Genomic DNA, 11,414 nt, shown 5'->3' on the forward strand with positions numbered 1-11,414 from the left:
CGCCGCCTGATCACCCTTCATCGCCCTATCCACAACATTTGACAATTGCTCATCGAGGTGGTGCCGGTGCTCGCTGTGGGGTTGCCGTAGGCGTCGTAGCTGCGGGTCGCCTCCACGGTGCCGGTCGCATCGGTGATGAGCCGCACGCTGCCCTGGCGGTCGGTGTGCAGGACGCTGAGCGTCCCGCCGTTGGTGATCGCGAGGAGCGGTTTGCCGTCGGGGTCGTGGACGTAGCGGCGGGTGCCGTCTGAGATGAGCAGCGGCACGCCGGCGGTGCGGTCCCAGGTGAGCGTGTCGGTCTGCGTGCCCTCGATGCGGGTGGCGCGTAGCCCGTCGGCGTCGTGGGTGTAGCCGATGGGGGTGGTGGTGTCGTCGACCTCGGTGAGCCGGTTGGCCTGGTCGTAGGCGTAGTCCACGGTGCTGCCGGTGGTCGGGTCGGCCTGGATGCGGTTGCCGAGCGGATCGTGGGTGTAGGCGGTCTGGTCCTGCCCCTGGGTGAGGGTCTGCAGCTGCCCGGCGTCGTCGTAGCTCAGGGTGGCGCCGCCGGGGAGGCCGGTGAGGTTGCCGGCGGGGTCGACGGTGTAGGCGTCGCTGTTGTCGGAGGCGAGGCGGCCCTGGGTGTCGTAGCCGTAGGCGTGCGTGGCGGCGAGCTGCCCGGTCTCGGTGAGCCCGGTGATCTGGTCGGCCGGGCTGTAGGTGGCGGTGGAGGTCTGCCTGGGGGTGCCCTGATGCTCGAGCGTCTGCGTGGTCGGGCGGCCGGCCTGGTCGTAGGCGATCTCGGTCGTGTCCCCGGTCCCCGTCGGGAACGTGATCTGCGTGGGCTGGTCTTCGGCGTTGTAGGCGTAGGTGACGGTGTGCCCGAGCCAGTCGGTGATCTGGGTGATGCGGCCGGCGTCGTCGAAGGTGCGGGTGACGGTGTCCTGGCCGCCGGGGTAGGTGATCGAGGTCTGCCGGTCGGCGAGGTCATAGCCGTAGGCGACGGTCTTCCCGGCCCCGTCGGTCACGGAGACGAGCCGGTCGAGGGTGTCGTAGGCGTACGTGGTCTGGCCGGTCTCGTCGCTCATCGCGGTCCGCCGCCCGTCGTCGTCATAGGTGAACGACAGGTCGGTCATCGCGGCGTCGGAGTAGTCGACTGCGGTGAGCTCCCCGGCGGCGGTGTAGGTGTAGGTCTGGGTGCGCTGGGCGGCGTCGGTCTGCGAGCTCATCCGGCCCGACAGGTCGCGGGCGAACGTCGTGTCCCGGCCCAGCGGGTCCTCGACACCGGTGAGGCGGCCGAGGACGTCGCGGGTGTAGGTCGTGGTCTTGCCGTTGGGATCGGTGACCGACGCGACCTGCCCGGTCGGGTCGTAGGTGGTCTGGACGGTCGCGTTGCCGGGCCGCGTGACCTGGGTGAGCTGGTTCTCGGCGTCGTAGGCGTAGGTGGTGGTCCGGTTGGCGCCGTCGGTGCGCGAGGTGACGTTCCCGAGCAGGTCGTAGCTGGTCGAGGTCTGCCGGCCCTCCGGGCCGCTGGCGCCGGTGGGGCGGCCGAGGAGGTCGCGGGTGATCGTCGTGGTGAAGTCCGCCGGATCGGCGCCCTGCTCATGCCCGCGCGCGCTGGTCACGCTTGCGACGCGGGAGTTGTCGTCGTAGGTGCGGCTCGTGGTGTGCCCGAGCGGATCGGTCGTGGTCAGCCGATCCCCACGGCTGTTGTAGGTGTGCGTCGTGGTCTTGCCGCGCGGATCGGTCTCCGTGAGGAGGTTGCCGTGCGTGTCGTAGGCGAAGGCGTGAACCTGCGTGACATCGGGCTGCCCGGCGCGCACGAGCGTGCGGCGCACCTCGGTCACGCGGCCGGCGGTGTCGCGCACGAACGTCGTCGCTCTGCCCGAGGGGGTCGTCATCGACGTGACGTCGCGGGTGCTGTTGTAGGTCCACTCGGTCCGTCGGCCGCCGGGGACCGTGACCGCCGTGCGGTTCCCTGCGGTGTCGTAGCTGAAGGTCGTCTCGCGGCCCTCGGGGTCGGTGACCTTCACCGGCGCCCGCAACACCGCGTCGTACTCGAACGAGGTCGTCGCCGCCTTCGCCGTCCCATACCCGCGCGTCACGGAGACGGGCTGCTCGCCCGCGCGGACCAGGCGGGTCACCTCGCCGCCCGGGTGGGTGATCGTGGTGTGGTCGGTGCCGTAGGCCCAGGTCCGGGTGCGGTTCAGCGCATCGGTCTGCGACGTCACCCGGTTCGAGCTGTCGTAGGCGGTCGTCGTGGTGTGGCCGCGCGCGTCGGTCATCGACGTCAGCTGATGCTCGGCGTCGTAGCCGAACGCCCACTGCGCCTGCGCGACCCCCTGGTACTGCACCCCGACGAGCTCGCCGGAGGAGTAGGTGTACTCGACCGTGAGGCCTTCGGGGTCGGTGACCGAGGCGACCGTCCCGTCACCGTTGTAGGTGTAGTCCAGCGTACGGCCCGCCGGGTCCGTGACCGTCTCGAGGCGGTCGTTGCTGTCGTAGGCGAGCGTGACCTCGTTGCCGTCGCGATCGGCCTGCTTCAGCAGCCGGCCGCCGGAATCGAACGTGAGCGAGACCTGCGTGGGGAGGGTGTAGAGGAACGAGCCGTCCTGCTGCTCGACCAACGTCGACTGCACCCGGGCGGGGGCGCGGTAGCGGCCCTGCCCGTAGTCCACGAACGTCACCGTGCTGCCATCCGCATGCCACACCGTCGCCGTCAGGCTCGCCGCATCCACCTGGAGCCGCTCCCGGTAGGAGCCCGACCAGCCGTGGCCGTGCGCGCCCGGCGCGGTGCTGGCGGCGGCGTTCTGCGAGTTGTAGGTGCGCACCACACCGAGGCCGCCGCGGCCACCGACCTGCAGATCGGTATGCACCTCGAACTGGTTGCCCGTCGCGCAATCCACCGGCTTGCCCGCGCACACCTTCTGCTGATTCGGGATCGCCGGGTTGCCGGGGCCGGCGAGCTCGGAGTTCGCGGGGAGGTCGGCGAGCTGGCCGCCGGTGAGGGAGAGGGTGCCGGTGTCCTCGGTGCTGGTGCCGCGCGTGAGGATCGGCCAGTCGATGGTGGTGGTGCCGGTGCCGTCGGTCTTGCGGATCTGGCCGTCGTTGATGAGGACGGGGCCGGGGGTGCCGGCGCTCATGCCGTCGGGGTCTTCGGAGTTGGCGCGGTACTCGCCCTCGTTGTGCAGCACACCGCCGTCACGGCCGAGGAACTCGCCGATCGACCAGGTGAGCGTTCCGCGGTTGGCGAGCACGCGCTGCGCCAGCTGGACCTGGCCGAAGTTGCCGGGCGGCGCGATCGTCCCCGTGCCCTGGGGATCGAGGATGGTGGCACCGGCCCCCGACATCGTTCCCTGGGTCCAGTTCAGCGACGTCGTGATGCGCAGATCGCCCGGGCCGGTGAGGGTCCCGGTCTGCCCGTAGTCGGCGACCACCGACGTGGTCGCCGGGTCGGTGAGGTTGAGCGTGCCGCTGCCGCCGACGACCAGTGAGGCATCGGCGCCGTCGATGCTCGCCGCATGCACGGTGGCACCGGAGATCGTGACCGGCCCACGCATCTCGGCATCGCCGGCGAGGTGGAAGACGCCGCCGGAGAACATGAGCTGCGCGGCGCTCTGCGCGCTCCACGTGCCCGTCGAGGCCGCACCGGTACTGCCGGCGGCGAGCTTGAGGCCGCCGCTCTGCACGTCGACCGTCCCGGTGTTCTCCACCGCGAGGGCGAGCTGGGTGGTGCCGGTCCCGGCCGACTTCGTCAGCGTGCCGGCGTTGAGCAGCTGCCCGGCGCCGTAGGCGCCCTGCGCGGCCTCGGAGTTCATGCGCAGAGTGCCGCGGTTGTCGAGCACCCCGCCGGCCGCGTCGATCAGGCCGGTCGCCCACTCCAGCGTCCCGTAGTTGCGCAGCGTGCGCCGCAGAAGCAGCTTCCCCGTCGCCGACGGGTGCGCGAAGGTGCCTGAGACCCCAGACCCGACGACGGTGGTGCCTGTGCCCGACATCGTGCCGCCCGACCAGGTGAACGAGTCGGTCGCCAGCAGATCGCCGGGGCCGGTGAGCGTCCCCGTCTGCCCGTAGCTGGCCAGCACCGACGCCGTCGCCGCATCCTCGAGGTCGAGGACCGCGTTGGCCGCCACGACCAGCGACGCCGACGGGCCCTGCACGCTGCCCGCCACGACCGTCGCGGCGGACAACACCACCAGGCCCGTCATCTGCGCCTGCGACCCCAGGTCGTAGGCGCCGCCCACGAACTGCAGCTGCGCGCCACTGGAGGCATGCCAGCTGCCCGTCGACGGTGCGCCCGCCGGGCTGCCGCCGGTGAACCGCAGCTGCCCGCTCTGGGCGCGCACCGACCCCGTGTTCACCACCGGCCACGAGGCCTGCGACAGGCCCGTCCCCGACGACTTCTCCAACGACCCCTCGTTCAACAGCGTCCCGGACCCGTACACACCGGAGCCGGCCTCCGAATCCAGACGCAGCGTGCCGCGGTTGTCGATCACCGCGCCCGAGAGCCCCTGCAGCTGGCCCGTCGCCCACGTCAGGTCACCGTAGTTGCGCAGCGTGCGCCCGAGGATCACCCGCCCATAGGCCGAGGAGTGCCCGAACGACGCCGTCACCCCGGACCCGACACCCAGGGTCCCCGACCCGCTCATCGTCCCGTTGGACCAGATGAACGAATCGGTCACGAGCACATCGCCGGCGCCCGTCAGTACCCCGCCGGTCTAATGATAGCTCTCCAACTCGGACAACGTCGCCGCGTCGGTGAGCGTCAGCGAACCGCTTGGAGTCACCCACACCCCGGCCTGCGCGCCGACCAGCGCGCCCACCGACACCGAGGACCCGATCCACACGCCCGCGCCCGCCGGCAGACACGCCACATCGCTCGACGACGGCACCGACCCCGACGACCAGTTCCCCGCGTCGTGATACCAGTAGCTCACCGCCCCCGTCCACGTCGCCGAACACGACGACTGCGCCCGCGCGGGCACGACTGCGGCGAGCCAACCGGCCATGACGATGACCGTCGCCACGAACGACCACGCGAGGCGCCTCGACATTCCCACACCTTCCGATGGATCGATAGGAGCCAGGCACGACGCAACCGATGTTGCACCTGGCGCTCTGCCGTTGATCGGACCGCCACCGATGAACTTGAACGGACGTCGCAGAACGGCGCGACGGTGCCCCCCGGCGCCTCCGTCACACCCCGCGCCACCACCACCCCACGCCCGCCCCGTCCGCTGCGCGCGGGATCCTCGTCGGGTGGACTCGCTCTTCGACCCCGAGCCCGGTCGCGAGCCGGCGGGCGACCGGCCGCCGCCCGCCGCCGAGCCGGCCGCGGACGCGCCGCTCGCCGCGCGGATGCGTCCCCGCTCGCTCGACGAGGTCGTCGGGCAGGACCACGTCCTCGCACCCGGGTCGGCGCTGCGGCGGGCGATCGAGACCGGCCACCCGCACTCGATGCTCCTCCACGGGCCGCCCGGGACGGGGAAGACGACGCTCGCGCGCATCGTCGCCGGGGCGGCGAACGCCGCCTTCGAGGAGCTGAGCGCCGTCGAGGCCGGGCGCGCCGAGGTGCGCGCGCTCATCGAGCGGGCGCGGGAGCGGCGCCGCGGCGGGCGGCCGACCGTCTTCTTCCTCGACGAGATCCACCGCTTCAACAAGGCCCAGCAGGACGCCCTCCTCCCCGCGGTCGAGGAGGGGCTCGTCACGCTCATCGGCGCGACGACGGAGAACCCGAGCTTCGAGGTCAACGCGGCGCTGCTCTCGCGCGTCCGGCTCTACGAGCTGCGGGCGCTCACCGCGCAGGACGTCCGCGCGGTGCTCGACCGCGCGCTGGACCGCGGCGAGCTCGGCGAGGTCGCGGTCGACGACGAGGCGCTCGCGTTCCTCGCCGACCGCGCCGGCGGGGACGCGCGGACGGCCCTCGGCGCGCTCGAGCTCGCCGCGACGGCCGGCGACCGCGTCACCCTCGACACGGCCGAGGACGCGCTGCAGCGGCGCGCGATCCGCTTCGACAAGAAGGGCGACCAGCACTACGACACGATGAGCGCGTGGATCAAGGCGACGCGGGCCTCGGACCCCGACGCGTCGCTCTACTACCTCGCGGTCATGCTCGAGGCGGGCGAGGAGCCGCGGTTCATCGCGCGGCGCATGGTCATCCTCGCGAGCGAGGACGTCGGCCTCGCCGACCCGACGGCGCTCCCGCTCGCGGTCGCGACGATGCAGGCGGTCCACCAGGTCGGGATGCCCGAGGCCCAGCACGCGCTCGCGCAGTGCGCCGTCCACCTCTCGCTCGCCCCGAAGTCGAACGCCGCCTACCGCGCGATCGCGGCGGCCCGGGCGCACGTCCGTGAGCACGGCGCCGCTCCGCCGCCCGCGTACGTGCGGTCGGCGAACCGCAAGGAGCCCGGGTACGACTACCCCCACGACCGCCCGGCGCACGTCACGCCGCAGGACGTCATGCCGCCCGAGGTCTCCGGGGCGCGCTTCTACCTGCCCGACGAGGACGAGTCCTCGCAGCGCGAGAGGCTCGCCGCCGTGCGCCGCGCACGCGGCCTCGAGACGTGAAGGACCCGTGAAAGAACGCGCCCAGCGCGCAACTTGTCATCCGCACGTACGTTCGATGCGTAGACTCGAACAGCCGTTCGCCGTGTGCATCTCGTCACACGGGCCCCCTCCCCGGTTCGGATGCCGGGAGCGGGGTACTGAGGAGCGGCGACCTCGACCGGTCAGCGCACACATGACTCTCTACTCCCACCCCCACCACGGCGACGGATCGCGATTGAGGATCCGCCTGCCCCAGGCCCGCGACCGCCTGCGGCTCCGCGAGCTGCACGAGCGCCTCGGCCTCGAGCTCTCGGATCTCGACGTCGCCCGCGTCCTGCGCTTCGACCCGGTCCGCGAGAGCGTCCTGTGCGCGAGCGCCTGGATCGACGGCCGCGAGACGCTCGTCGGCTACGCGACGTGCGCGCGCGACCGCCCCGACACCGTCACGCTCCTCGCCGACGAGTCCCTCGCCCCGGGCTCGGCGGCCGCACTCACGGCCGGCCTCGCCTCGCTCACCCGCGCCGCCTGAGCGGGGCGAACCGGCCGCCGCCCGCCGGGGTGCGAGAATCGCGGCCCATGGCGGACCGGTCACTGTCCCCGACGCGCGACGCGCCCCGGCTCGAGGCTCTCAGCCCGGTCGACGGCGCCTCCCTCGGCACCGTCCCCGCGACGCCCGCCGGGGAGGTGGACGCTGCCGTCCAGGGGGCGGCGGCGGTCCAGCCCCTCTGGGCCCAGCTGCGACTGCGCGACAGGGCCCGCTACATGCGGCGGGCGGCCCAGGCGGTCATCGACGAGGCGCCCGAGATCGCGGACCTCCTGCGCCGCGAGCAAGGAAGGCCCCGGGCGGAGGTGGAGGTGATGGAGATCCTCCCCGCCGTCGAGACCCTCCAGTGGCTCGCCGAGGCGGGGCCGGACATCCTCGCCGGCGAGCGCGCGCCCCTCAGCCGGGTGCTGCGCCCGTTCGCCCGCGCGCGCTGGTCCTACGAGCCGCTCGGGGTCGTCGGCGTCATCGGCCCGGCGACCGAGCCCTTCGCGACGCCGCTCGGCGACGTCGCCGTCGCGCTCCTCGCCGGCAACGGCGTCGTCCTCAAGCCCTCGCCGCACGCCTGCCTCGCGGGCGACCGCATCGCGCGCATCTTCGCCCGCGCCGGCCTGCCGGAGGGCCTCCTCCAGGTCGCACACGGCCACGCCGACGTCGGCGGGGCGCTCGTCGAGGCGCCGGTCGCGCAGATCCGCTTCACCGGCTCCCTCGAGGCGGGCCGGGACGTCCTCGAGGCGTGCGCCCGCGGCCTCAAGCGCAGCGTCCTCGAGCTCGGCGGCAAGGACGCCGCGATCGTCTGCGCCGACGCGAACGTCGACCGCGCCGCCCACGGAGCCGTGTGGGGCGCGTTCGCGAACGCGGGCCAGTGCGGCGGGAGCATCGAGCGGGTCTTCGTCCTGCGCGAGGTCGCCGACCGCTTCCTGCGCACGGCGATCGCGGCGACCGGCGCCCTGCGCGTCGGCGATCCCGACGACCCGGCGACGCACGTCGGCCCGCTCGTCGGCCGTGAGAGGGCCGCCCGCGTCACCGACCTCGTCGAGGAGGCGGTCGCCGCCGGCGCCCAGCGGCACACCGGAGGACCGATCGCGGTCGACGGCCTCAGCGGCGCGTTCGTCGCCCCGACGATCCTCACGGGCACCACCCCGGAGATGCGCATCTGGCGCGAGGAGGCCCCGGGGCCCGTCCTCGCGGTCACCGTCGTCGACTCCGAGGAGGAGGCGATCGCCGGCGCGAACGAGGGCGAGCTCGGGCTCGGCGCCTCGGTGTGGACGGCCGACCGCTACAAGGGCGCGCGGATCGCCCGCGAGCTGCGCGTCGGGATGGTGTGGATGAACGACCACCTCGTCGCCCGCAGCGCGCCGCAGCTCCCGTGGGGCGGCGTCGCCGGCAGCGGCCTCGGCCGCGCGCGCGGCGCGGTCGCGCTGCGCACGTGCGCGGAGCCGAAGGTCGTCATGTGGGACCCGCCGCGCGGCCGGCCGTTCTGGTGGTTCCCCTACGACGCCGACGTCACCCGTGCGGCCCGCGCGATCACGGAGTCGCGGTCGCAGCGCGACCAGGACCGCGAGCGGGCGCTGCGGCACGGCGCGCTCCCCGTCGCGCGCGTCGCGGGGCGCGTCGCCCGCTCGCTACGCCGTCGCTGAGGCGCCTACGCCGCCGCGCGAGCGCTCGGCACGAGCCGCCAGCGCTCGGGGAGGAGCGGGACGACGACGCGACGCGCGTACTCGGCGCCCCCGCGCAGCGCGATGGCGCGCGCGGGGTCCCAGCGCAGCCCGTACATGCGCCGCACGCGGGGCGGGAGCCAGCCGACCGTCACCTGGTTGGCGAGCTCGACGAGTGGGCGCATGTGCACCGGCACGGGTGGACGCAGGACGATCTCGCGGCCGAGATCGCGCGCCGTGTCGGTGACGTGGAGGTCGTCGGAGGCGACCATCGACGCCATGTAGGCGTCGAAGTCGTCGATCGTGCGGGGGACGTCCTTCTTCGCGAGGCCGAACCGCTTGCCGATCACCTTGTACTCCTGCCAGTAGCGCTCGCGCTCGGCGGGGGTGAGCGGCTCCACGAGCCGCTCGTAGGTGAGGAGCGCGGAGTCGACGAGGCAGGCGAGGATCCAGAGGAGGAGCTGCGGGTCGTCGGCGCGGTACGGCGTCCCGGCGGGGAAGCGGCCGGCGTCGGCGGGCAGGACGCCGCGGACGCGCCGGTGCGCGGCGCGCACGCGCGCGGCCATGCGGTCGGCGTCGCTGCGGCGGCCGAAGACGATCGTGTCCATGACGACGCCGGTGCGCCGCAGGCGCTCGTAGGGCTCGTCGAGCGAGCCCGTCGACATGAAGAACCCCTCGAAGGCGACGGGGTGCGCGGCCATGAGGAGGAGCGCGCGGCCGCCGCAGAACGCGAGGGCCTGCTCGCCGTGGACCCGGCGGACGAGGGCGTCGTCGGCGAAGTAGGCGTCCTGAGGGGTCATCCCGAGACAGTACGTGTGAGTACCCTGGGATGACCATGCCTGCCGCCGCCTACGCCGGAAAGGAATGCGTCTGCCAGTTCAAGCGCGGGATCTGCGACCAGACCTGCGTGAAGGACATGCTGGAGACGCCGTTCTACATCGCCTGCCTCAAGCTCAAGGGCCGCCGGTGCGTCGTCATCGGCGGAGGTGAGATGGGGCTCGAGAAGGCCGAGGGCCTCCTCGCCTGCGACGGGGACGTCACCGTCGTCTCGCCCGACGTCGGTCCCGAGCTCGAGAAGCTCGCCGCCGAGGGCTCGATCTCGTGGGAGAAGCGCGAGTACGCGGGCCCCGAGGATCTCGAGGGCGTCTTCATCGTCATCGCCTGCACGGACTCGACGGAGACGAACATCCGCATCTACGAGGACGCGGAGCGCCGCGCGATGCTCGTCAACATCGTCGACGTCCCGCCGCTGTGCAACTTCATCCTCCCCGCGATCGTCCGGACCGGGCCGCTCGCGATCGCGATCTCGACCGCCGGCGCCTCGCCCGCGCTCGCGAAGCGCATGAAGCGCGAGATCTCCGAGCTGTTCGGCGAGGAGTACGCGCGGCTCGCCGTCATCCTCAACGAGGTCCGCGGCTGGGCGAAGGGCACGCTGCCGACCTACCAGGACCGCAAGGCGTTCTTCGAGTCGATCGTCAACGGCGACCCGGACCCGATCGCGCTCATCCGCGAGGGCCGCGAGGGCGAGCTGCAGGAGATCATCGCCGCCGCCCAGCGCGAGCACGCGCCCGCCGCGGCCTGAGGCCGTCAGGGCGGGCGGGTTCCCCATGAACGAGCTCACGCACCTCGACGCCGACGGCGCCGCGCGCATGGTCGACGTCGGCGGCAAGGCGGTGACCGCGCGGCGCGCGCTCGCCCGCGCGACCGTGCGCATGACGCCGGAGACCGCGGCGCGCGTCGCGGCCGGCGACGCGCCGAAGGGCGACGTCCTCGGCGTCGCGCGGATCGCCGGGATCCAGGCGGCGAAGCGCACCGGCGAGCTCGTCCCGCTCTGCCACCCGATCGGGCTCGACCACGTCGACGTCGAGGGGACGATCGACGCCGAGGCCGGCACCGTCACCCTCACCGCGGAGGCGCGCGTCGAGGCGCGCACCGGCGTCGAGATGGAGGCGATGACCGCCGCGTCGGTCGCCGCGCTCACCGTCTACGACATGGTGAAGGGCCTCGACAAGGGCGTCGAGATCGCCGAGATCGTCCTCCTCGAGAAGGACGGCGGCAAGAGCGGCAGCTGGCGCCGCGGCTCCTGACCGCGCCGGCCAGCCCCTCTTTGCATCTGGACAGCCAGATCTGGCTGTCCAGATGCAAAGAGCCGCCACGCGGTTATCGTCCGGGCGATGCGGACGGCGGTCATCACGATCTCGACGTCGGTCTCGCGGCGCGAGAGCGAGGACGAGGGCGGACCGCTCCTCGCGAAGCTCGCCGAGGAGGCGGGTGCCGACGTCGCGGCGATGGAGGTCCTCCCCGACGACGAGGCGCTCATCGAGGACCGCCTCCACCACTACGCCGACGAGGACTTCGCGCTCGTCCTCACGACCGGCGGGACAGGTCTCACCCCCGACGACGTCACCCCGGAGGCGACGCGCGCCGCGATGGACCGCGAGGTGCCCGGCATCGCCGAGGCGCTCCGCGCCGAGTCGCTGCGCCACACGCCGATGGCGATGCTCTCCCGCGGGGCCGCCGGCCTCGTCGGCCAGACGCTCGTCGTCAACCTCCCCGGCAGCCCGAAGGCGATCACCGAGCTCATGCCGGTGCTGTCGAAGGTGCTGCGCCACGCGACCGACACGGCGCGGCGCGAGGGCGGCCGGGAGACCGACCGCGGCGGGCACTGACCGCGCCGAGCCGCGCGTGCGCGCCGC

At 73.3% G+C, this 11,414-nt stretch carries 9 protein-coding genes; 6 read left to right on the forward strand and 3 right to left on the reverse strand.

Translation table 11 applies throughout. The features are described from left to right. Positions 1-17 precede the first annotated feature (17 nt). Complete coding sequence (locus tag ACME2J_RS11410; protein ID WP_495545037.1) at positions 18-4,655, reverse strand: DUF6531 domain-containing protein; 4,638 nt, start codon at positions 4,653-4,655, stop codon at positions 18-20. 36 nt (positions 4,656-4,691) lie between these two features. Next, the gene (locus ACME2J_RS11415; protein ID WP_495545038.1) at positions 4,692-5,000 is read right to left on the reverse strand and encodes a hypothetical protein; all 309 of its coding nucleotides are present in this window, start codon (positions 4,998-5,000) and stop codon (positions 4,692-4,694) included. Positions 5,001-5,232: 232 nt separating this feature from the next. Here ACME2J_RS11415 and ACME2J_RS11420 point away from each other — a divergent pair, with 232 nt between their 5' ends. The 3 genes from ACME2J_RS11420 to ACME2J_RS11430 all read left to right on the forward strand — a co-directional run bounded on the left by ACME2J_RS11420 (position 5,233) and on the right by ACME2J_RS11430 (position 8,700). Further along, complete coding sequence (locus ACME2J_RS11420; RefSeq protein WP_495545039.1) at positions 5,233-6,540, forward strand: replication-associated recombination protein A; 1,308 nt, start codon at positions 5,233-5,235, stop codon at positions 6,538-6,540. A 172-nt stretch (positions 6,541-6,712) separates the two neighbouring features. After that, complete coding sequence (locus tag ACME2J_RS11425) at positions 6,713-7,048, forward strand: hypothetical protein (protein ID WP_495545040.1); 336 nt, start codon at positions 6,713-6,715, stop codon at positions 7,046-7,048. Between the two features lie 47 nt (positions 7,049-7,095). After that, on the forward strand, positions 7,096-8,700 hold the full coding sequence (locus ACME2J_RS11430; protein WP_495545041.1) for an aldehyde dehydrogenase family protein: 1,605 nt from the start codon (positions 7,096-7,098) through the stop codon (positions 8,698-8,700). Between the two features lie 5 nt (positions 8,701-8,705). Here ACME2J_RS11430 and ACME2J_RS11435 read toward each other — a convergent pair whose 3' ends face one another. Next, positions 8,706-9,518: an oxygenase MpaB family protein gene (locus tag ACME2J_RS11435; RefSeq protein ID WP_495545042.1), complete on the reverse strand. Its 813-nt coding sequence runs from the start codon at positions 9,516-9,518 to the stop codon at positions 8,706-8,708. A 35-nt stretch (positions 9,519-9,553) separates the two neighbouring features. On the opposite strand from ACME2J_RS11435, the gene ACME2J_RS11440 reads away from it, so the two are divergent. From ACME2J_RS11440 to ACME2J_RS11450, 3 genes are all read left to right on the forward strand, one after another. Then, positions 9,554-10,300 carry a precorrin-2 dehydrogenase/sirohydrochlorin ferrochelatase family protein gene (locus ACME2J_RS11440; protein ID WP_495545043.1) on the forward strand — a complete coding sequence of 249 codons (747 nt, stop codon included), beginning with the start codon at positions 9,554-9,556 and terminating at the stop codon, positions 10,298-10,300. A 25-nt stretch (positions 10,301-10,325) separates the two neighbouring features. Continuing rightward, positions 10,326-10,805 carry a cyclic pyranopterin monophosphate synthase MoaC gene (gene moaC, locus ACME2J_RS11445; RefSeq protein WP_495545044.1) on the forward strand — a complete coding sequence of 160 codons (480 nt, stop codon included), beginning with the start codon at positions 10,326-10,328 and terminating at the stop codon, positions 10,803-10,805. Between the two features lie 87 nt (positions 10,806-10,892). Beyond that, on the forward strand, positions 10,893-11,387 hold the full coding sequence (locus ACME2J_RS11450; protein WP_495545045.1) for a MogA/MoaB family molybdenum cofactor biosynthesis protein: 495 nt from the start codon (positions 10,893-10,895) through the stop codon (positions 11,385-11,387). The last annotated feature ends 27 nt before the right edge of the window (positions 11,388-11,414 follow it).

Source organism: Paraconexibacter sp., assembly GCF_059438195.1.

Bases quoted from the DNA above. Each gene is read 5' to 3' on its own strand.
- ACME2J_RS11425 (WP_495545040.1), top strand. From the start codon at position 6,713: ATGACTCTCTACTCCCACCCCCACCACGGCGACGGATCGCGATTGAGG.
- ACME2J_RS11430 (WP_495545041.1), top strand. From the start codon at position 7,096: ATGGCGGACCGGTCACTGTCCCCGACGCGCGACGCGCCCCGGCTCGAG.
- ACME2J_RS11435 (WP_495545042.1), bottom strand. From the start codon at position 9,518: ATGACCCCTCAGGACGCCTACTTCGCCGACGACGCCCTCGTCCGCCGG.
- ACME2J_RS11440 (WP_495545043.1), top strand. From the start codon at position 9,554: ATGCCTGCCGCCGCCTACGCCGGAAAGGAATGCGTCTGCCAGTTCAAG.
- moaC (WP_495545044.1), top strand. From the start codon at position 10,326: ATGAACGAGCTCACGCACCTCGACGCCGACGGCGCCGCGCGCATGGTC.
- ACME2J_RS11450 (WP_495545045.1), top strand. From the start codon at position 10,893: ATGCGGACGGCGGTCATCACGATCTCGACGTCGGTCTCGCGGCGCGAG.